At 42.3% G+C, this 21,330-nt stretch carries 17 protein-coding genes and 2 pseudogenes; 8 read left to right on the forward strand and 11 right to left on the reverse strand.

What is annotated here, in order from left to right; genetic code table 11:
* Positions 1–121: 121 nt before the first annotated feature.
* Complete coding sequence (locus tag NC996_RS12370; protein WP_242037738.1) at positions 122–1,000, forward strand: DNA/RNA non-specific endonuclease; 879 nt, start codon at positions 122–124, stop codon at positions 998–1,000.
* Between the two features lie 5 nt (positions 1,001–1,005).
* Here the strand turns inward: NC996_RS12370 and NC996_RS12375 are convergent, their stop codons facing one another.
* Positions 1,006–1,425, reverse strand: coding sequence for a nuclease A inhibitor family protein (locus NC996_RS12375; protein WP_190690511.1), 420 nt, complete (start codon positions 1,423–1,425; stop codon positions 1,006–1,008).
* A 21-nt stretch (positions 1,426–1,446) separates the two neighbouring features.
* Entirely contained in the window at positions 1,447–1,797 is a 351-nt protein-coding gene (locus NC996_RS12380) for a hypothetical protein (protein ID WP_190690513.1), read from the reverse strand.
* Positions 1,798–1,914: 117 nt separating this feature from the next.
* Between NC996_RS12380 and NC996_RS12385 the strand changes: the two genes are divergently transcribed.
* Positions 1,915–2,478: a GIY-YIG nuclease family protein gene (locus tag NC996_RS12385; RefSeq protein ID WP_190690514.1), complete on the forward strand. Its 564-nt coding sequence runs from the start codon at positions 1,915–1,917 to the stop codon at positions 2,476–2,478.
* Positions 2,479–2,774: 296 nt separating this feature from the next.
* Positions 2,775–3,218 carry a hypothetical protein gene (locus NC996_RS12390; protein WP_190690515.1) on the forward strand — a complete coding sequence of 148 codons (444 nt, stop codon included), beginning with the start codon at positions 2,775–2,777 and terminating at the stop codon, positions 3,216–3,218.
* A gap of 64 nt (positions 3,219–3,282) precedes the next feature.
* Here the strand turns inward: NC996_RS12390 and NC996_RS12395 are convergent, their stop codons facing one another.
* The 7 genes and pseudogenes from NC996_RS12395 to NC996_RS12425 form a co-directional block, all read right to left on the reverse strand.
* The gene (locus NC996_RS12395) at positions 3,283–3,762 is read right to left on the reverse strand and encodes a hypothetical protein (RefSeq protein WP_190690564.1); all 480 of its coding nucleotides are present in this window, start codon (positions 3,760–3,762) and stop codon (positions 3,283–3,285) included.
* A gap of 145 nt (positions 3,763–3,907) precedes the next feature.
* Complete coding sequence (locus NC996_RS12400) at positions 3,908–4,555, reverse strand: thermonuclease family protein (protein ID WP_190690517.1); 648 nt, start codon at positions 4,553–4,555, stop codon at positions 3,908–3,910.
* 328 nt (positions 4,556–4,883) lie between these two features.
* Positions 4,884–6,149: pseudogene (locus NC996_RS12405) on the reverse strand (IS701 family transposase).
* Positions 6,150–7,376: 1,227 nt separating this feature from the next.
* Positions 7,377–8,831 carry a TerB family tellurite resistance protein gene (locus NC996_RS12410; RefSeq protein WP_190690519.1) on the reverse strand — a complete coding sequence of 485 codons (1,455 nt, stop codon included), beginning with the start codon at positions 8,829–8,831 and terminating at the stop codon, positions 7,377–7,379.
* Between the two features lie 200 nt (positions 8,832–9,031).
* Positions 9,032–9,292, reverse strand: a complete 261-nt coding sequence (locus NC996_RS12415) for a helix-turn-helix transcriptional regulator (protein ID WP_190690520.1) — start codon at positions 9,290–9,292, stop codon at positions 9,032–9,034.
* Between the two features lie 691 nt (positions 9,293–9,983).
* Positions 9,984–10,619: a hypothetical protein gene (locus tag NC996_RS12420; RefSeq protein ID WP_190690521.1), complete on the reverse strand. Its 636-nt coding sequence runs from the start codon at positions 10,617–10,619 to the stop codon at positions 9,984–9,986.
* Positions 10,620–10,654: 35 nt separating this feature from the next.
* Positions 10,655–10,954 (reverse strand): helix-turn-helix transcriptional regulator, encoded by a 300-nt coding sequence (locus NC996_RS12425; protein ID WP_339380564.1) that lies wholly within the window; start codon positions 10,952–10,954, stop codon positions 10,655–10,657.
* Positions 10,955–11,089: 135 nt separating this feature from the next.
* Between NC996_RS12425 and NC996_RS12430 the strand changes: the two genes are divergently transcribed.
* Entirely contained in the window at positions 11,090–11,815 is a 726-nt protein-coding gene (locus NC996_RS12430; protein ID WP_190690523.1) for a site-specific integrase, read from the forward strand.
* Between the two features lie 27 nt (positions 11,816–11,842).
* Here NC996_RS12430 and NC996_RS12435 read toward each other — a convergent pair whose 3' ends face one another.
* Positions 11,843–12,388, reverse strand: a complete 546-nt coding sequence (locus tag NC996_RS12435) for a DUF3124 domain-containing protein (RefSeq protein ID WP_190690524.1) — start codon at positions 12,386–12,388, stop codon at positions 11,843–11,845.
* A gap of 125 nt (positions 12,389–12,513) precedes the next feature.
* On the opposite strand from NC996_RS12435, the pseudogene NC996_RS12440 reads away from it, so the two are divergent.
* Positions 12,514–12,687, forward strand: a pseudogene (locus NC996_RS12440) (sodium:proton antiporter); the annotation flags it as partial.
* A 514-nt stretch (positions 12,688–13,201) separates the two neighbouring features.
* Here the strand turns inward: NC996_RS12440 and NC996_RS12445 are convergent.
* Positions 13,202–16,780, reverse strand: coding sequence for an NB-ARC domain-containing protein (locus NC996_RS12445; protein ID WP_190690526.1), 3,579 nt, complete (start codon positions 16,778–16,780; stop codon positions 13,202–13,204).
* Positions 16,781–17,566: 786 nt separating this feature from the next.
* Here NC996_RS12445 and NC996_RS12450 point away from each other — a divergent pair.
* The 3 genes from NC996_RS12450 to NC996_RS12460 all read left to right on the forward strand — a co-directional run bounded on the left by NC996_RS12450 (position 17,567) and on the right by NC996_RS12460 (position 21,300).
* Entirely contained in the window at positions 17,567–18,247 is a 681-nt protein-coding gene (locus NC996_RS12450; RefSeq protein WP_190690527.1) for a hypothetical protein, read from the forward strand.
* 11 nt (positions 18,248–18,258) lie between these two features.
* A complete protein-coding gene (locus NC996_RS12455; RefSeq protein WP_190690528.1) occupies positions 18,259–19,503 on the forward strand; it encodes a hypothetical protein in 1,245 nt (414 codons plus the stop codon).
* A 303-nt stretch (positions 19,504–19,806) separates the two neighbouring features.
* A complete protein-coding gene (locus NC996_RS12460; RefSeq protein WP_190690529.1) occupies positions 19,807–21,300 on the forward strand; it encodes a tetratricopeptide repeat protein in 1,494 nt (497 codons plus the stop codon).
* Positions 21,301–21,330: the final 30 nt, after the last annotated feature.

A 21,330-nucleotide genomic window follows, 5' to 3' on the forward strand; every position in this document is an offset into this window, starting at 1 on the left:
CTAAAAAGCTATTTTCTCACCTTCGTTACCCGAAGCGAACTAAAGAAAGGGGAGCAAGCGCAATCTTATACTATCCCCTAGAACTCAGAGACACGTTTGTTGTAAGGGAAGTGCTAATCCGTTGAAAACTCTCAAAAATCTATTCGCTCATCATCGCGTTCGAGTGTTAGCGATCGCGTTGGTCTTGCTTGGGTTGGTTGGATGTCCAGCCACTCAGTCACCACAAACACCAGTACAGCAGCCCACACCCAAAGTTAGTACACCCAGTTCTAGCTTAAAGAGCGTTCACTTGATGCTAGGAAATCCCAGCGGTGCGACAGAGAGTGTTGCTACTCCCGATAACTACCTAATGGTGAAGCCTCAATATGTACTCTCCTACAACCGAAGCAAGGGAACTGCAAACTGGGCTAGTTGGCAACTTAATAAATCTTGGCTTGGTAGTGCTGACCGACAGGATAACTTTCGCCCTGACCCTTCACTCCCTCCTGGTTGGGAACGAGTAACGCCCACTTTTTACTCTGGCTCTGGGTATGACAGGGGGCATATCGTACCTTCAGCCGACCGCACGCGGACAGTAGCGGATAACGCGGCAACCTTTTTAATGACAAACATGATGCCCCAGACACCCGATAACAACCGCAACACCTGGGGGAACCTAGAGGACTATAGCCGGGAACTGGTGAGCCAAGGCAAGGGACTTTATATCATTGCAGGAACCGCTGGCAGTCAAAAGCAGCCGCTCAAGGGTAAGGTGACGATTCCAGCAACAACTTGGAAGATTGTTGTCGTTTTAGACAGCCCTGGTGCTTTGTGGGGCGATGTGATAGCTGATACTCGCGTCATTGCTGTAAATATTCCTAACCAGGATGCAGTTGACAACGATTGGAGAACTTATAGAGTCAGTGTTGACCAACTAGAAAAGTTGACGGGTTATGACTTTCTCTCCAATGTTGACCCGCGTGTTCAAAGGGTGATTGAAAGTAAGGTGGATGACCAGTGAGCGCATTATGTTTCCACTACTTTAGTTGAAAGACCTACTAAATCACCTGTTGAATTTTGACCAACAATATAGACATTAATTTCAATTTCACCAATTCGGTAAACCTTTAGTTTACTGAGATTTTTATTAAGTGTTTCTACCAAGTTTTGGTAGTTTTTGAGCGTGGCGAGTTCTTCTTCTCCATACCAATCCTGCTCAGTCGTTGCCACCCTAAAGAAATCATCAACTGTTACAACTTCGACGGGCGTATCTTGAGGCTGTCCTGTTAGTTCCAGAATCTTTTGTGTTGTGAGATTTTCTCTTGTAAGAGATGTTTTATCTGGTGATTCCCATAAAAAAACCTCAAACGGATATTCTGACTCGCTCATACATAGCAAGCCGTCGGATGCTGATTTTAGTTGGTCAACTATTTCTGAATTGTTCATTGAATTGCCAAGTGCGATCGCTCACACACTATCATCCATCCACCCGCACTGTTTGCAGTCCCAATGCACCGGGGGCGTTTCATATTTGGGGAAAGGCATCTCGCAACTAGGACAGCGCCCCGTAAACATCGGGTGATAGTCCAATCGCTCCAGCTGTTCTTCTGGTGTCCAACGCTGCTTAGGTTGCTTCATCAGTTCGCCATTGTAATAACTGGCTCCTTCCGGCTCCCACAGTTCTTCAGGTTCGGCGTTGGGGTCTGGGGTGAAGTCTGGGCAGAAGTTATCCTCTGACCCGGTGGGGTGGTCTGCACAGACTAGATGTGGACTACGGGCATTATTGAGGCAGCGATCGCACTTTGGAATTTTCGGCATAGTCTCGCAGTTGGTTTATTTAAGTTTCCTCTAGAACTAAGAGCGATCGCATCATTAAAAATCGCTTTTAGTTAAGCGGGGATCTATCATTAGCTGGTCGAAGTTCAAAAAACTCTATTGGAACCAAATCAACTGGAACTGTTTTCGGCAGCACAGCTCCCTTCCAGCCGTAGTAGACCTGAAGTGCTGCTAATGGATGCTGATGCACTGATGAAGTGGAAAGCTCAAATTGCTACTCACCAACAACGCGCTAGAGAGAGTCAACCAGTGCAGCAGGTGACATTATTCGACCTGGCACCAGTGCATTGTGACCCAGATGCGATAGATCCACTTCGGTTGAATTTAAAGCCAATGTCGTTCCATCGGGTGCCAGTGGATGGAGTGGGCGAGGCGTGTATATACTTCGTGTTGGACACTGCTGCTGACCTCATCCTCTACATCGGTGAGACGTGCCGCTCGAATAAGCGCTGGAAAGGCGTGCATGATTGTAAGCGCTACATTGAAAAATATCAAGATTTGCATTATCGACATGGGGTAAAGACAGTAGTGAATATGGCGTTTTGGTGGGATGCGCCATCTGAAACTAAACCTCGGCAGCAGCTGGAGCAAGCGCTTATTCAAAAATGGAAATCGCCTTTCAACAAAGAAAACTGGGAACGCTGGGGGCAACCGTTTGGGTAGGTGCAATCGCACAAAGGATGGCTATGAAGATTTATCTACATCTAGTCTTCATAAACTTCTAATTTGTGTAAATTTCAGATAAATTTATCAGCCTCTAAATAATTAATTGTTAGTGGCTTTCTTTTGGCGGGAACCCTAGCCTTAGTTGCACTGCTAACAACGCCATGCTCAAATTTACACGCTTAACTCTAGTTTTAACTACAGCTTGCGCTTTCTTTCCTATCAAATCAACTTTTGCTCAATTTGTTACTTATCCGGTTACATCTAACTCAAGAATTAGTAATTTGTATTGCTACATGGAAACTCAAGCTGGTACAACCCTAGATTTAAGCAGCTTGTGCGCTACTAATAAAACAACTTCTAGTAACAATATTGCTGCTAGTGCTAGTGCTGGAAGTGCTACTAGAATCAACCCTATTGGAGGTAGTAGCGCCGGAAGCAGTGGTATTAGTGGGGGTGGAAGAGCTGCTAGCGAACGTGCAGGCGGGCGGACTGGTAACGGGAGTTCATCTGATGTAAATCCAAATAATGCGGTAGAAAGAGCTGCACAGGATGGAAAGAACGCTGTAGATAGAGTGGCACAGCAAGCACAAGAGGAAGTACGTCGAATACTTGAAGGCGGTGGTGGCAGTTCTTCTGGTGGCGGTAATTGTAATAATCCGAATGACCTTGCCGCCGATGGTAGCCGATGCGGTGGAAGAGCTGCTAGCGAACGTGCAGGGGGACGGACTGGTAATTGAAGTTCATCTGATGTAAATCTAAATAATGCGATAGAAAGAGCGATCGCTCTCGTTGCTTCTACTGCTACAGCTGCTGCCTGACCACACCCGGAACTTCCAGCATCACCGTGGTAATCGGTACCAACCGACCCACGGTGGTGTAGTGACTGTTTCCTACGGGCGTTGTAGTAGAGCGTTCGCGGAAGCGATTCATTGTGATGCCAAACCAGTCCCGCGTTTTTGGCATTGGCAACTTATACAGAAGTCGAGTGTTGACGAAGTAGTAGAACAGCCAGTCTGCCTCGGTGTATATGAAACAGCCAGGAGTTCCCTTTTCTAGATTGCTGTGGGTTTCAAAGAAGAAGTTGTTGGTTCGGTTCCAGCGATCGCCCTTGACCTCCACCAAAACTTCACCCTTGTGCGTTGTCCAGATTAGGTCAATATCTCGACTTTGGAAAGCTGGGTTATTCTCAACGTTGATGACACTGATAGTTTCTGGTTTAGAGCTTAGCCAAGCAACGATATCAGCAGCAGCAAGTTTTGCTACCTCCAGCCCATCACTCATGCTGTAGCTCATCGCTTTATCTCTGATACCAGGCAACGCATATTGAGTTACTACTGTACTTTAACTGCTGTATGCGGCATACGGCATATTCGGTGTCGCTCATGCCGAGATTGTGGATGAGTGAGTCGGTCATGGTGAGGGAGCTTTATTTATGTAAGACATCCTTTGACTGTACCCAAACTCCCCGATGCTCAGAACGGGCAATTTCTTCAGCTTGAATGATTCCCTCTCGATTTAAACAACCCGATGAATATTGGCTGTAGTGGTAAGCCAATCCAGCCATCACCATTTCTTCATTCAGAAACGTCTCCTCATTTGGGTTATTTGAATTAGCGCTAACGAATACCTCACCAATAATTCGGTTTGAGCGATCGCGTCCAGTTGGCAATACAATTATTTTTCCTTTGGCTTGGTCAATGAGCTGCTTGAGGTAATTGCGGGATTCGTCGGCTAAGGATTCCGGGACATCAATCCCACACAAGCGTACTTTCTCCTTCTTCCACCCAGCGGTGACAATCATACTCTCGCCACTTAAAACCTGCTCTACTTGCCAATTCTCAGATTGAGGTAAGGATGGGTGGCGATTCGCTGTAACCTTGACAGGATAATCAGGTGGGGCTGCATCAGCACTGTCATAATTAGGTCGCGTTTGTTGCCATTGCTGCCATTGCTGAGAAATGATAAAACCAATCATGGCGGCGATCGCCATAAAAGGTAGAGCATTAATCAGGTGTTGAGCTTTTAGCGATCGCATAGCTTTACTATATCCATCGTGCCTTCTTTCTTTAGGCATCACCTACTTTCTTCCCACAAGATTGAGGGAGTTACTGTCCTTTGCGGTTGCGCTCCACAAACCGAGTTTCGGCACTATTCCACCACAATTGTCTTGCAGATGTCTCCCCTTGATAACAAGCTGGCTCACTTTCCCTTAGTTTTGCATAAGCCGCTCTTCTTCCAAAAATGCTGCCCCCGAAAGCTACATCATAAGGACATGGGCAGTTGGGATTTGCTGAAGTGCTGCTAACTTTGTTCATAGCGTCCAAGAAATAAGTTATTACTATTTTTCTGCATTCAGGTAAAATTATATAGAGAAAAACTACTTAACGGGACTTAAACAGATATCAAGCCCAAATAAAGCCCAAAGCAGCTTTATACGCGAAGAATACATCGCGATTGTGGTTCAGCCACTCCACAAAACGGAAAGACATCGCTGTGCGAAACGCCTATAATGCCTCAGTAAAGGTGTTTAAAGGTTTGTTAGTCCACCGCCTTCTTAATCCTCCAGTTTTGGTGTGCCATAAAATAAATGTATATGCACAAAACACAAGAATAAAATGTCTTAGGAGGCTTCTAAAATCTCCGACTTGATATTCAGATAGCCCTAACCATCCTTTGGCCTCCCGATAGAAAACCTCTACCCAATTCCTTTGAGCATAGGTAGTTACTATCCACTCGGCTGTGGCTTTGGTTGAGTCAACATTAGTAATAAAATAGTCAACATCACTAGCTTCATTGAAGGTCGAGGCATTCATAACGATAGCAATAGTTCGAGTTCCTTCAAGCTGTGATAGTTCAACGGCAACCGTTGCCACCCAAATATTTTTGGGTTTATCTAAATTGAGTTGGATAGCGGTAAAAGCTTCAACAGGCAATGACTGGGCTAATTTATCTAAGCGAAATTCTTGTCGTTGATTGTCTGATGTTTCAATAATAACTTTGCGGTTTTTTGCAAGTCCTCCTAAATACTTGAGTTTCTTTTTTTCCAATTCCAGCAGAAACGTTGTGTTATTGCCATAACCTGCATCAATAACTACGATACCCGGTCGATATCCTCTTTCCAGGCTGCGTTCAATTAACCCTAAGGCTAACTCTGGCTTTTTCTGGAATTTAATGTCTTTTTTCCCTGACGGTAAAGAACTGGCGTGCTGATATAACTCTAAATCTAACGGTAGGCTTTTTTTGCCATCATACAGATGAGTTGTTACCACTACTATCCCGTTATCGGTCTTCCCGATTTCTCCTATGTACTGCCGTCCTACTCCGGCTGTGAAATTCCCACTTTTTCTATGTCCTGAGTCATCCACAATTAACGTGAATCCTCTACTGATTCGGGTTTGACTGCACTGATTCATCACCACCAGGCGGCGCTCATTAACCTCTTGGACTGACCAGGGTGCTTCTGTCAAGAAATGGTGTAATCGGTGGTAATTCACTCCTACTGCGTTATCCGCCATTTGAGACAGGTTTTTTCTTTCACTTTCTCCTAATAATCCCCCGATATAGTGCCTAAACTCCCTTTTTTGCGCTTGATGTGTCCAAATATCATCAAAGCGTTTACACCATCTATCAAAGCATGGGGGCATCGCAGCGGGAGTTGTCTCCTTCATGACTCAAGCTTTAACGTAAAGAAACTTTCATGACTGGATTATAGCTTTATTATCTCTTGATTTTCGTTTGATTCCCGTTAATTTACTTGTTGTTTATCTGAGACAACAGGTACAATTACGCTGAACAATTTACCCTTCATCACGCTAAACATTGCCACTATCAGAAATTACTCCAGAATCGCAAAATAAAAGACGGCGGATCTGTAAGAGTAGATTCAAAGCTAATCCTTAAAAAAGGAGAACAACTCAAAGCCTGGTATATGTCGGACTTTTTCAAGAGATAGATTCGTGTGGAAATTGACCTTTTGACATGAAAGAACCGAACCTGGCGCATTTTGGTTGCGCTAGATTCGGGTCAGTTAATGATAGCGTGTGATTGATTGCTCACGGCCACGCTAGGAATGCTAATCCTAGTGTGTAAGCAATTACTTTGCCTTATAAGTATCTCTGTTCAGCGGTTTACTTCTAGCTTCACACCCAATTCCATCTTGGTCTCTGTCAAAACCCTGTGGATCAGGGGCTTTAACAGTAAGATTTTTCAAGGGAATGTCTGGACAATTTAGCGAGTTCCCAATCCCTTTGGGAATGCAAATGTTTTTGTCAGGATAAGCCGGGTCACAATTAGCAGCTTTTGGCTTACTCGGATTAACTACATAGCGATTCTGCTGAGCTTGTGCTACTTGAGAACTGTTAGTCACACCAAATACTAACAGTACGAAAAGTTTAGACACGTTTTTCTGGTTCACAGTCATCGTTATTAAATTGGAACTATAAATATAGTGTTCCCGTGCCAAGTCTCTTTTTGCTAATTAACTCAAAATAACGGGACTGAAACAAATTTCAAGTCCTAAAAAGGCTTAAAAACTTTCTGGACGAGGGAAAGAGGTCGATGAGCTAAAACGCCTAAAACCCTTGTGAATACTAGATTTATGCATATTTAACCTGAAAATATTTCTCTGTCTAAGTTTGAAGCCATTTTTGCCTTATTTTTTTGTATAAGTTCCACTAATTATTAAGTTCATGTTTACCACCCCCGCTCCTTACTCCACAGGAAGCAGCAAAAAGCCCCTAGCGCATCACTAGGGGCTTTTTAATTGGTCATAGGTCATGAGCTATTTAGAGCGTTCGCAGTTGAACAGCTTCTATTGCAACTGTTACAGCGCCATCGCTGAGAGCTGCTGCTATCCATGTCTGTACCCCAAATTGCGTCATGGCAATTGCGTTCAACTAAAGATTATCGGCTGCTGGTTGCAGATAATATTGTTCGCGGACACTTTTTAATATTTTGGTCTTAGAACCATTTTGTTTTAATTCTTCCGCCACCTGCCAAAGCTCTCGCTCGTGCTTGAGGTTGACTACCCGACGAATTTCCTTCACCTCGTCACGAGAAATACCCAGCTTATCCGCCATCCGATTATGCAATTGCAATTCTGACCATTCGATTTTGTCATCAGCGATCGCCATCTCCCAAGCTGTACACAATAGTAGGCGATGCTTCAATCGCTCGTTATTGCTTTGACTACAAGTCTTTTTCCGATGTTCATCATCAAAAAGAATACTTGTCCGCATAATTTCGTCAAAAGTTTGACGTTCTTTTATAGCTTTCCAAATCAGCTCTCGCTCTTCCTTTCTAATACCGGAAGTAGTCATTAACCTCTCAACAGTATCTTGCTCCTGGTCGGCTAATTCACCATCTATCCAAGCCATTGGTAAAGCAGCAATGAAAATTTCTGATAAAAACTTACTCATCTTGGCGGCTTCTTCTTTATTTTTCCTGTCCTTCAAGCCGCTGTAAATTCCGACAGTTGCTAATACTCCTAGTCCAACAGGTGCAGCAAGCGTCAGTAATGAATAAGTTGACGCACTGACAACAACACCCGTTGATACCCCAAACAAGCCTTGGACACTTGTCCAAATACTAGCTTGTACAAATACTGATGAGGCAACGGTTGAAGTCCCGACACCCGCTAATGTCCCAACAGTAGCACCTGTACCAAAAGAAAGCGCCTCTTTTGTCCAAGCCGTGTCTTTATTTTGATTTAAAAAATCTAGGTTTAAACCTTGATACTCATTTACTGAAGCTTGACCCAAATATACATTTAAACCCTCCAGTTCGTGATTGAGATAATTCTGAAAAGATTTATCCTGGAAGTTAACTCCTTTGTTACTACCCTCTTCATAGATTTTCTGAGTGGACTCATTAATAGTCGTTGCAACTTTTTGCCATGACTTACCAAAAATATTTTTCAAACTGTTAATGTCAGTTTCTATGTCATCCAGCCCAGCAAAACCTTTTTTTCTCAGTTGCTGAAGGTAATAACCTTTATTCATAGTAAAAATACTATCTAATATGGCCAGGGCAACTACAAGAGCTATAGCACCTGCAATTGGACTGGTAACAGCACCAATTAAAGGGACACCCGTCCAAGGTATTAGGGAATAAGCCATAAAAGACAAAATACTGCCAATTAGCAAGAGTCCTCCAGTAATAATTTTGCGTTCTTTGGCAGATGAATCAATATCAGAATACAAAACTTTTATGAGGAGAATATACGAAGGAATTTTAGGAATACGAGTTAATGTAAATTTAATAACAGCAGCTAATACGGGAACCAAAAGAGCAAAAATAATGGTGATAACGGGCAAAACAGCTTGAAGTATGAAGGGAAGAATAATTGGCATGACAAGTTATTGCAGATAATTTATGAAAGTAAGTTTGAGCCTATTTGCAACTAATCTGATTCATCTGTCTGATCTTTCCATTTTTTTACTAGCATTGTGGTTAATATCGATTTTAACCTGTAGCTAAAATTGTAATTACTAGGATTCATCCTAGTAATCTTAAAGCTGCTACTTTTTTGACGATTTCATCCATTGGTGATTCACCTCAGTTCTTGTTTTGAAAACACGTACTCTGGGAAATACTGACCCAACACATCGATACCGTGCTCGCCCATCTGTCTTAATACCTCTTCAATGTGCTTATGCACTATCGGCAGAGGCTTTGTCCGCTTATTTTCCCAACGGTTCACCGATTGGAATGAAACCCCCAGCTTTTCTGCAAACTGCGCTTGAGTCAACCCCAATCGAAATCTGGTTTCGCGTACCAATGCAGCGATTTCTAGCGGATGGGACACGGGCATGGCAGGATGTCTCCCAAGCTTTCTCAATCGAGCCTAAGCGATGAGACGCTGTATCGCACATGGTACATTTACTGAGTTTTCATTCAGCGTGCTGTTAATCAAGCTTTGAGAGGACGCCTAATGAGGTAGATTGCACTCCAGTTTGTCCCAGTTGTCACCCATTCATTGAAAAGCCTCTGCTGTTTTTGAGCAAGGGCTTAGTTATCATCGCCGACCCATTCTTTGCAGATAACTCTCTAATTACGCCTCCTGGCAAGGACATCTGGCTCAATTTCCTCTCGGAGTCTTTGACCTGAAACTCAGATCGTAGAAACTAAGAGGCTTGTAAGGGCATACCATTTCGGCGCTCCGAAACGTTTTTTCCAGAAGCATCTGTAGATGACATCTGTTGATGTTGCAAGGGCATACCATTTCGGCGCTCCGAAACGTTTTTTCTAGAAGCATCTGTAGATGACATCTGTTGATGTTGCAAGGGCATACCATTTCGGCGCTCCGAAACGTTTACTTTTGCTAGAACTCAATTCCTAAAGACTAAGACGGTTGCAAAGCTAATAATCTGTAGCAATTCAGCAGTCTGTATAGGTTTCGTAGTCAATATTTTTAGGAGATTGGTTGCTATGGGGAACTCGCACCAGTAGGGATACCCCAATGCTAGGAGGAAGGTATCACAGTAGCGATCGCGTGTTTTATCTCAAGTAAAATCTCTTCTAATTCTGGCCTTCGCTTGATTTAATCCTTCACTATGAATCCAACCCACATAACCGCCGTAAATCATTCGATCATTGCTATCGGCTAAGAAAACGTGGTCAACCCCTGCTAAGTTCTTCCACGTTCTCACTGCTGTCCCGTCCCTCAGCCGCATAATTGGATTAGCGCTTTTGAAATCCCTATGGTGTGCGGGAGTAATTCCAGGGACACTTTGTAAGATAGCGATCGCTTGTTTAGTAATCTCTGTAATGTAAGCATCTGCTACCGTTGCACAACCACACCCATCTGTTATGGTGCTTTTGAGTCTATCCTTGATGTCACCGTCAAAAAGGGATAAAGAATTAATCTCTTCGAGAAGCTTTCCATGTGGCTCCTGAAGTCGTCTAGTGCAATAAACCGCTGTTAAAAAATCTTCAAGTCCTACCTTTGCTAAGGCATCGGTAATCAATCCGGTGAGTCCTAAGACTGCAATCCCACCCAACATTCCTGCCGGACCACCTAAGAAAGCTAAAGCAGCTGTAATGGCCGCGGCACCTGTTAAACCTGTAGCTGCCATCGTCATCACCAGGATGACTCCCGGTAATCCTAAAGCTGCTACTTTTTTGACGACTTCATCCATTGGTGATTTACCTCAATTCCTTGCTCAAAAGGCAGTTACTTTGGGAAATACTGACTCAACAAGTCAATACCGCGATCGCCCATCTCCCGCAGTTGCGCCTCAAGCTGCTTCAACACTATCGGCAGAGGACGCGATCGCCCATTTTCCCAACGGTTCACCGATTGAAACCACACCCCCAGCTTTTGTGCAAACTGCAATTGAGCCAGCCCCAAATGATATCTAGTTTCGCGTACCAATGCAGCGATTTCTAGGGGATTTACTGAGTTTTCATTCAGTGTGCTTTTTAATTCAGTGTGTTTTTTATCAGTTAGGGAAAGCAGGAAGCTGCCACTCACCAGCTTTCTGACAAACAGAAGTCAGCACCCAAACACCTGAAAATTTGTTTTCAGGTTTTCGTATCAATTTGTAGATTTTCGCTAGACAGAATCTACTCAAATGCGGTACATCATGGGCATTACCGGGGAATGCCCATGAAAATAGATCGGCACGGTCAAGCGAAGATTTTATCTGTGGCAGAAATTCAGTCGCTGTTCAATTCGGGTTTGCAAACCGAACGAGATCGCGCCTTATTCGGCATCTGCCTCTACACCGGCTGTCGCATCCGGGAAGCCTGTACCCTGAAGACATCTGATGTCTACGATCGCAAAGGTATCGTGCGACCCGATCTAATTATTCGCAAAGGAAACACCAAAGGCAAGCTAGCAACTCGCTGCATCCCCGTCATCGAAGAATTGCGATCGCTATTAGTTGACTACTACCCCACACCCCGAACAAAGTTCTTATTCCCCGGTCGCCACGGTCAAGGACACCTCAACCCAGACTCCGCCGCCAGAATTTTAAGAGACGCTTGCCTGCACCTAGGGATAGAGGGAGTCAGCACTCACAGCTTTCGACGCACCGCCTTGACCCAGATGAGCGATGCAGGCATTCCGCTGCGAGTCATTCAAGAAGTGTCCGGGCACCGGAACTTAGAAGAATTGCAAAAATACTTGGAAGTACGCCCAGAACAAGTCAGAGGAGCCGTATCCGCCTTATCAATGCTCTCCTACGCCGGGAAATACCAGTATGACGATGTAGAAACGGGTCGGACACCAGTGCGATCGCCGGTCGAGAAATGTACCTATTCCGGATTGGAAGAAAGATTAGATCAAGCAGCACATGAGGAATCTAGGTCTCCTGATGGCAAGTTATTTTAGCTCGATCCGTTAGATGCGTCGGTATTGTCATTTGTTACGATGTTGAAGAACCTGACCGGGGCTAACAAACGAAATTCCCTGTCCCGATGATGTGCTAATCATTACTGCTTCGATCACTGGCTTAGATACTGTCTTCTGTGCAACCCACTCTACAATAAAATTTGCACCTGACCCGCCACTGGTATCATCTGCTGCTACAAAGAAGCTAGTAGAAGCAAGTGGGTTCAGAGCTACTGGACGCTCAATATCTTGCCGGAGTAGTTGACCATTGGTATCGTAGTAGCGCACGGAAGTGATAATAATTGAATTTGTCAAATCCGTATTACGAACACTGAGCGTAGCTGATAAATCTATTACGTGTTCTTGGTTATTGTAATGATAGATATGTGAGTAGATGGGCACGTATACAGTTTGTCCCATCACAATGTTTGCCTTATCCAGAGTAACTGTTTGCAGTGGAGCCTCGCGTTTTTGAACAGGTGATTGATCGGACAGGCTGGTTTGGGCTGAACAGGAGGTAAGACCAATCCCCACAGTTACCCAATAAACCCACAGATGCCGTTTCAGCTTCATTAATATTCATCCCATTACACTGTATCCAGCACTTATGTTTCAAGCATAGTTAGAACCTCCTGGAAACTCAAACAGAGGTTAAACCTCTTAATCCTTGAGGGGAGTGCGCTATGGGAGAAAGGGCGATGGGATGGATTGGCGTGCAACAAGCCTCATTGGACAGCAATACTGTAGGTAGTCAGACAGCAGGAAACATTCCTGAAATGGTTATTATCTTAATTGTCCTGCTCATGATTGCAACGGTTGTTGCACAAGTGACTCAGCAGTTGCGAATTCCGTATGTGACGGGTTTAGTTGTCGAATAACGGGACTTTCCCGACAATAAGGAAAATCCTGTCTCAACTCCAATCGAGGGTTCTGGTTTTATTGATCGGGATTCCTGAACCGCTGCTAAAAATGCGATTGCCAATCGGGATGTCGAATAACAGATTATTGGTCGTCTTAACAAAATGTTGTCGTTGGGCACTTCTATCACTACCAAACTTTTAATCTATTTGGATGAAAAAAAGCGGAAGTCAAAACAATTTATAGTTTACAAAGGGATTCCTACCAAAATGTTAATTGACCCAAAGCCATTATCGTAAAAAATTTGAAAGGTTTTTGGATTAACGACACTAATTCATTAACAGCGACAAATAATTTATTATCTGATAAAAGGGCAAGAGCGTATGTTGCTAGTTCTAGATGAAGGCGAATCACCGGTCTTGCCACCAAAAAATAGCGTGTAAACTGATGTAATAAACCACTTTCCTCAGTACCGATTTCAAACACCGGGACTTTTGAAAATCGATAATTCTCATGAACATTTTTTACTTAAATAAGTAAGTTATCCATTACTGCACCCAAAGCTACTAAAGAGTTTCGTTGAGCTTCCGTAACTCCAGTAATACCTGTAATATTCATACCTTCATACAGTCTAGGTGACTGCAACATCTTGAGGCATTCACCAGTTTTAGGATTCCAAATCCTAGTTGACGAATAATAACTGCCACTTGCGAGTAAGCTGCTATCAGTATTGAAACTAACTGACCAGATCCAATCGGTATGCCCAAGCAAAATACTTATTAAATCACCTGTCTTTATATTCCATATTCTTACAGTATTATCATCACCTCCACTGGCAAGCATAGCCCCATCAGGACTAAATTCAACAGATCTAACTCGACCCTTGTGACCCTCAAATATCTTAACTAGTTGATAATTATGAGTATTCCATAACCTTACAGCCATATCGCCACTAGCAGTAGCAAAAAATTTACCATCAGGGCTGAATTTAACGGACCAGACCCAATCTGTATGCTCCTGTATAGTATGAAGACATTCCCCTGAGTTAATGTTCCACAATCTTACAGTTTTATCGCTGCTTGCACTTGCTATAATCGAGCCTTCCGGGTTAAAAGCTATACACCAAATGCGATCGCTGTGCCTTTGTAGAGTTTTTAGGCACTCACCTCTGCTTATATCCCATAACTTTATACAACCATCACCACTAGCACTAGCTAAAATCTGACCTTTAGAATCAAACTCAACTGCTCCCACCCAATTCCTATGTCCCTCTAATATGCATAAGCATTCGCCTGTGTCAGTGTTCCATATTCTAATGTGTTGGTCGTCACTACCGCTAGCAATGATACTTTTATCGATAGGATTGAAACTCAAACAAGTTACACAGTCTTGATGTCCTTCTAAAGATTTTAGAAGCCTCCAAGTATTGGCATCCCAAATCTGAATCGTTCTGTCTTCACTACTAGTAGCTAATACGTTATTGATTGAACTAAATTTAACATACCTAACTCTGTTCAGGTAACCGCGTATAGTTCTATAACTATTGCCGCTACTAATTTCCCACATTCGAATTGTTTGATCATCTCCTCCACTAATTAGAATTGTTCCAGACTTGTTATAAATCAGATCTCTTATACGACTAGAATGACCTGCTAGAGTTTGAGTACAACGGCCTGTCTCGACATCCAATAGACGGATCAAACAGTCGTCTCCTCCAACCGCGAGAACTTTACCATCAGGACTAAAAGCCAATGTTCTCAATCGATAAGAATGCTCTTTAAACTCTTTTACACATTCACCAGAGAGAGGATTCCATATTCTGACCACACCATGATCTCCGACACTGACTAGAGAGTTATTGTCTGGACTATAGATAATTGCCATAACCCAGCCAGAGGGATTTTTCATTAAGGTCAAACACTGCCCATTGTCAACTCTCCATAGCCTTATGCTTTGATCCTCACTTCCACTTGCTAAAAATCTTCCACAAGAACTGAAGGTAAGAGATGTTATTGAACCAGTATGCCCCTCTAAAAGGTTAAGCTCCTTTTCTGTAAAAATGTCCCATATTCGAATGGTTTTATCGCCACCGGCGCTAGCAAGTTGAAGACCATTAGGGCTAAAGGCTATTGAGCCTATCCAGTTTGTATGGACAAATAGAGGCTTTGGTAATTGATTACTCGAAATATCCCAAAGCTTAAGCGTTTGGTCATCTCCTCCACTCGCTATTAGAGCTTGATTTGGATGAAATACAACTGAACGAACCCAGCCTGTATGGCATTTATGAGCCATAATCTGATTTCCATCAACTATATTCCATAATCGGACTTCCCCGTTTGAAGTAGCTGCTGCAAGCACTTGTCCATCCGAACTTAGATCAAGAGAGAGAATACTTCCAAAAGTATCAGCAAAAATAGAACTTTTTAAGTCAGAATGTGAAAAATTTACGTTCTGCAAATTAGTGTTCTGCAAGTCCGTTTCCCAAAGGGTCATGCTAGAAAAATCAAATTCGCTTAACTCAAAACTGAGGTGTGCCAGGAGCGTAATAATATTTCCGCCTGCATATCCCGATACATTGATAGGCTGTCCTTTCAAAGTCTCTAGTATGTATACCAACAACTCCTTCGTTCTCTCTCGTCCCAGAAAAGACACTAATCTTTCAGCTAAAGAACCAAGAATTATATCTTTCTGAAGTTTTTTTATATAATCTTTAGAAGTTGCTTTGACGATAGAATGTTTATAGAACAGTTCTATTTTTCCAGCTTCAATTTCACTGAAAACTTCTTCAATAAATTTATTTGTAACAAACTCTAAAATGAGGCTTTGCAGATAAAATCCATCCGGACTTTTTTCTATTAAAAATCGTCTTAGTAATGACTTGATTGTTTCGCCTAATTTACGACTTAGTGTTAAGGATATAGTGGCATGTTTCAGATCAGCAAATGAAGTATAATCACGTCCAATAGCAAGCCAGTAAATGACTTCTTTTTCTAGCTTTGATAAACGATTAAATTGTTTGCTTATCAATCCTTCTATATCATCAAATATTCTATTAGCCTGCTGATTAAACGCATCAACCCTATTGTCAAATAATTCTTCTATAGTGATAACCGCTAATTGTAAAGCTAAAGGATTTCCTTGATAAGTTTCGACCAATGTTTTCCATTGTTCGTCCAAGGAAAAGGATTTTCCCCTACCCTGGATAATCTCTAGCATTTCTTCACTTTGAAAACCGTGCAAATCGAGGGATCTAGTTGGTGAAGTATCCCCCTCTAAAAAAGTGATTTCTCTTGGCTTCTCTCGGCTTGTTAATAGCAAACAGCTAAGATGCTGCTCTGCTGACAGGCGATGAAAAAGCTCTCCATAAACTTCGCAACCTTTAAAATATTTTCCAACATATTCACCATCACAAAAAATTGTTTCAATATTATCAAACACTAACAAACATCTAAATTTTCTTAAATAATTGATTAAAAGTGAAACCTTATCTACCGAGTTTTCGAGCGAAACGTTATACTCTTGTTTCGCGATAAATCGAATTATATCTGCAAGTAATAGTTCAGGTTGGGGAGAATTTTTGAACGAACGCCAAATTATGTATTCAAAATCATTTTGAATATGTTCAATCAACTTGGATGCCAGCGTAGTTTTGCCAATTCCACCAGTTCCCAAAATAGCTATTAATCGGCATCTATCAGTTAAAATCCACTTTTTTAAAACCTTTATCTCCTCTTTTCGTCCTTTGAAGTTAGAAATGTCCAGCAATTCTTCAAAAGAGTAACGGGCCTTATGTTGAGAAGGATCTAATGAGGGCAAATCTTGATATTCCAGCCCTTCTAAATTTTCTGTAATCAAATCAGATCGAAACTGAGTAAATAGGTCTATTAACCTCTGGCGCATTGATAAGCGGTCACCTTCAAAGTCGCTTTGAATACCAAATAATTCATAAATTCTTTCAATGTGCTTTCTAACTGTACCTGGATGAATTTTCAAAACCTGAGCAGCTTCAAAAGATGTATGGTCTGTCAAGACCAACTTTAATACTTCCTCTCGGCGAGGAGCACGCTTTAGTTTCGCGAGTGCTTGTTCAAACTGCTGACGATTCATACTTTCCCCAAAATAGCTGAGCTTTGATCTGTGCGTACACTGCGTACACCTTCTAAAGGAATTATGCCCAGAAGTGTCCATTGTGGTGCGTACACTTTTTTATCTACAGTGTTTTCAAAGCTGAGTGAGCGGACTTACCACTAATTCTTCTGGTGCAATGAAAGAAAAAGTAGCTTATGCTACTTGATTCCTTTATAGTAGCCAGAGAATTATATGGTTTCCTATAAGCAAACCTTATAGGAAAAGAAGGAGGGAGCCAGCTACTCAGTCTGCAAAGCTGAGCAACCTGCAAGGAGATGCAATATGAGCGCTAACAAGATCGGTGAGGTGACGACACCTACTAACGCAACTTTCTACGTTTATTGGGATAAGAGTGCTGGTCGAGTACAAGTTGGGAGTGAATATGCTGGTCAAGCGTCAACAGAGTCTGAGGCCATGATAAAAGCCAATTATTACGCTACTACAAGGCAAATCATGAAGTGATGGAATCTGGCAGTGCGGAGCTTCATATATTCAACCCATGTTGGATTATTGCCCAAATGTCTTTTGGCTATCTTTTTCTACAACAAACAAATAGGGTCAGAACCCCTATTTTCAAGGGTTGTTATTTGAATCCGTACTGCCCATTGAGCTAGGTAGATTTCAAAAATCTAAAATATTTAAGCTTAACTTTTCATGCTGAACGCAACAAAGAATTGTACTCAAATAGCTAATCCAAAAAGTGTATTTATAAAAGGTACTCATTCTTTTATTTCAAGCAATGCTTAGCAGTTAAAGCACAAAAGGATGAAAACTATGCGTCCCAAATTCATTTTCCTTACAGCTTTTCTACTAGCTTCTTTTTGGTTCGCGAGTAGATTTACTCAGTCATCAATCGTTAGGTCGGCACCGCAAGCACAGGTTGAGCCGACTAAAGCAGGTTCAAGCCTTGTGCAATTTGTTTTTCAGCCCAACACTCCTGAAATTGTATCAACCACTGAGGACATACTTTATTACACATCTGAAAAAGTCAGATCTCATCAATTAGTTGAGGTTAGCTTTATCTCAGATTCAGGAATTAATGTCGTTTTTTCTAAACGCCCAACACGACGTGCAATTCAAGAGCTACGTAATGTTATTGATGGTGATCAATCTACTTCTAAAATTGATCCAATTTCATCCAATGAAACTCAATTAATAGCTAGCGTTCAAAGATTTAGGGATCGTGTTCTTACCAGCAATGGTGAGCAGCCTATTCATTTCTATATTGTTACGAATGGTACTTCTGATCCTCAAATAATTGAGCGTGTTCGGGAGATATGTAGCTCGCTTTCCAAACAGAACCTACAAAATGCTCATCTTTATCTCCTAGGATTAAGTTCTAACAATCGCCTTCCTATTTCACAAGGATTTACTCCAATTAGCGATCACGTGGAATTTGCTAGCGCAGATTACAACGAATGGATTCAATTGCTTAGGAAATTTTAGGAGACATCGGAATGAGCAAGTTTTTACGTTGGTTAATTTCGTTGACTGGAAGGTTTTTCTGGGATGCTCCTTATGTTCACTGGTCTCTCGGTACATTTGATAAAGAATCTCTCTTCGCTGATTCACATACCCATCCACTTGCCAAGCTTCTAGAGTACAGTCAGCAGGAGCTATTCCAACGACTTTACTGGGTGGTGTTAGCAGCCACACATCGAGTTCGCCGTGAAGAGGAAGAGTTAGCAAAACTCCGTATTGAGCAAGAAAACTTGGCGGAGAAGGTAGGAGAACTGGAGGAAGCGATCGCCACCATTCCCGAAGTAGACTCGGATTCTGAAAGCGATTTGATTGCAATTGAGCTACCTCCTAAGCCAGTACCACCGGAATGGCATGAATGGTTAACTGTTGGACTTTCTCTCATGTTGTTTCTAGGAATTACTGAATTTCTGGGACTTGATATTCAAAGTCTTACATATGAGCAAACTCCGTTATTGATTCTTGGATTAGCAGGTGCAATCTGCATAAACTTAGGAGAATATAACGGTCTCTTTGGAATGGTCATAGGAGTACGCCGTAGCGACCCACCAAGAAGTTTTCAAGATGACCAAAAGCTTGCGAATACGATTCCATTTTGGGTACGTATTCGTACAGGAGACGCAGCTACATGGATTTCAATTGCGATCGTCTTACTGGAGACATTTTTTGCAGCACCAGGTTTAATTAGCTTATTACCTCCTAAAGCGGCAGCAAATCCAGTATGGCAGATGACAGTCTTTGCAGCAGCAGGATTAGCGGCTCTGGTCAACGTAGTAATGGCGTGGGGAGATGCTTTAAAGGAAATTCACTGGGAACAAGTTGTTGCAGAACTCAAAGAACGGCAACGTCATGAAATCAAAGCATTACAGCAAGATTCCGTTTATCAGGAACGAAGGGAATTAATTAAACAACGACAGCCCGAACGGCCAAAGGAACAACAAATGCTTCACCGAGACTTAGGAGCAACAAGAGCACGTTTGAAGCTCAAAACGGATGAGATTTTACGTCAAGAGCAGATTACTGCTGATATGAGGGAGCGCGCAAGGTGTGAATATGAACGTTGGGAATTTGCTGTGAGGCGATGGATGCAAGCAAATCCAGAAGTTGTTGAACGATTTGCGGAACTCTATCCTCAGTTGCAGAAGGACTTTTTAACCAATGGCTATCGTGTTGAAGTGAAGGGAAAGGTGGGTGATACTGCGATTTCACCACTAGATCAGTAATGATTTCGGGTTGCAGTGTATTTTTACAAAAAACTTACTCAGTAATTATACTGCATTAAAAATCACATGAACGCAACATGAACGAAGCTGATCTATGGACATATATGCACGTGGATAGCACTTAGGTTTTGCTTCGGGTTCAATTACTAATTGCCGTTTAGGAAATGATTCATAGAGAAGCAAGGGCACAATCGTATTGTCAAGCTTCCATAACATAGGTGTTTATTTCTGCACCATTTTGGGAACTCTTATTTTAGCTGGTTCACATTCCAGTCCAAGCAACGACAATTCAGGTACAAAGGTATGACAGCCACAATCCCCTCCTCTGACTTTATTGACTACTACCGAGTTTTAGACCTTCAATCTAGTTTGGGTATTGACGAAATCCGTAAATCACTCCTTAAGGCTTTTGCAAGTACTAAAGCTCGCGTCAATGCTGCAACTGGGAAAAAGCTTGAAGATATCAACTTGCGACTTGATTGGATTACCCAGGCCAGAAAAATTCTTTTGGATCCTGACGCTCGTGCTAAGTATGACCAGGAATTAGCTGAGTGGAAGAGAACAGCTACTCCAGAGCAGCAAGCTACAGCAGTTGCAATACCAACATTAGAGGAGCTATGGCAGTTAATTGACTCAGGACGTTTTTTAGATGCAATTCAGGCTGGTAAACGCCTAATTGAAAATTCTCCTGAAAACGAGCGAGCATGGGAAGTCTATGGACGTGCAAACTACTATTGGAATGACTTTCAAACAGCGATCTATGCAGCTAGTCAAGCAGTCCGCTGCAATCCTCAGAAAGCCGAGTATTATGCCGATGCGGGCCAGTACTTAGCTGCCGCCGAGCAATGGGGTGATGCTGTACTCCAAATCAATCGAGCTATTCAGCTTGAACCTAATAATTCAGGCTACAAATTGACTCTTGCTGATATTTATATCCAACATTCAATTTGGGGAGATGCTGAGGCAGTATTGCGAGGAGTTTTAAGCCAAGAACCCTCAAATCAAACAGCTCGTTCTTTTATGGCAATTGTTGTCAGTTCTCAAGCAGAGGAGAGGTTTCCAGAAATTACTGCACTTCTAGAAGCGAACAAAAAGAGGGAAGCTCGGAAGATCCTGAAAGAGGTTCAGCAAAAGTTTGAAGAAGCCCAGAAATTTGCTGAGAATGATCCAGAGCTGAGAGATTTGTTGAACTCTGAATCTATTTTGGTAAGACGGGTACTAGGTGTCAACTTCTACCGCCGCATCTTAGGTGTAGTAATTGACTGTATTTTAGTCCTACCCGCTATGCTATTGATGCTTATTGATAATGGAAATAACCCAGTTGCCATGACTTTTGGGATACTACTTATGGTAGGCATTTGGGGTTATTCTTGGGTTTGGTTAGCATTCAAAAATTGTGGGCAGGATCTAACAAAACGTCTTTTAGGTATGCAAATTGTTAGCGACAGTGATACTTTACCCAGTTTAGGGCAGCTTGTTGGACGAGCAATTGCGAAGCCTCTAGCAATTGGACTAGGTGGGCTATTTCCATTTTTAGTCCTAATGTTTTCCATGTTCAGTGCCATTTCACAAGACAGCAGTGCAGCTGGCGCAATTGGTATGGCTATTGGCTTCACAATAGGTATAGTTGTTATGTTCTTCAAGCTTGGCTTTGATCTATTTTTTGTGACCAGTAAAGACTTATTGCCCAACTTTTTTGGACTTTTGCTATTTATGCATGAGCATCTAACGAAGACAACGGTAATCAATTCCACCCAAGATGATTTGATGAATTTTAGCGAATATCACTGGTATTAGTATATCTTGTTTGAGCAACGAGTATTTATT

It is taken from the genome of Trichocoleus sp. ST-U2 (genome assembly GCF_039961875.1).
Taxonomy (GTDB): domain Bacteria; phylum Cyanobacteriota; class Cyanobacteriia; order Cyanobacteriales; family FACHB-T130; genus FACHB-T130.

Bases quoted from the DNA above. Each gene is read 5' to 3' on its own strand.
- NC996_RS12375 (WP_190690511.1), bottom strand. From the start codon at position 1,425: ATGAACAATTCAGAAATAGTTGACCAACTAAAATCAGCATCCGACGGC.
- NC996_RS12380 (WP_190690513.1), bottom strand. From the start codon at position 1,797: ATGCCGAAAATTCCAAAGTGCGATCGCTGCCTCAATAATGCCCGTAGT.
- NC996_RS12390 (WP_190690515.1), top strand. From the start codon at position 2,775: ATGGAAACTCAAGCTGGTACAACCCTAGATTTAAGCAGCTTGTGCGCT.
- NC996_RS12395 (WP_190690564.1), bottom strand. From the start codon at position 3,762: ATGAGTGATGGGCTGGAGGTAGCAAAACTTGCTGCTGCTGATATCGTT.
- NC996_RS12400 (WP_190690517.1), bottom strand. From the start codon at position 4,555: ATGCCTAAAGAAAGAAGGCACGATGGATATAGTAAAGCTATGCGATCG.
- NC996_RS12410 (WP_190690519.1), bottom strand. From the start codon at position 8,831: ATGCCAATTATTCTTCCCTTCATACTTCAAGCTGTTTTGCCCGTTATC.
- NC996_RS12415 (WP_190690520.1), bottom strand. From the start codon at position 9,292: ATGCCCGTGTCCCATCCGCTAGAAATCGCTGCATTGGTACGCGAAACC.
- NC996_RS12420 (WP_190690521.1), bottom strand. From the start codon at position 10,619: ATGGATGAAGTCGTCAAAAAAGTAGCAGCTTTAGGATTACCGGGAGTC.
- NC996_RS12430 (WP_190690523.1), top strand. From the start codon at position 11,090: ATGAAAATAGATCGGCACGGTCAAGCGAAGATTTTATCTGTGGCAGAA.
- NC996_RS12435 (WP_190690524.1), bottom strand. From the start codon at position 12,388: ATGAAGCTGAAACGGCATCTGTGGGTTTATTGGGTAACTGTGGGGATT.
- NC996_RS12445 (WP_190690526.1), bottom strand. From the start codon at position 16,780: ATGAATCGTCAGCAGTTTGAACAAGCACTCGCGAAACTAAAGCGTGCT.
- NC996_RS12450 (WP_190690527.1), top strand. From the start codon at position 17,567: ATGAAAACTATGCGTCCCAAATTCATTTTCCTTACAGCTTTTCTACTA.
- NC996_RS12455 (WP_190690528.1), top strand. From the start codon at position 18,259: ATGAGCAAGTTTTTACGTTGGTTAATTTCGTTGACTGGAAGGTTTTTC.
- NC996_RS12460 (WP_190690529.1), top strand. From the start codon at position 19,807: ATGACAGCCACAATCCCCTCCTCTGACTTTATTGACTACTACCGAGTT.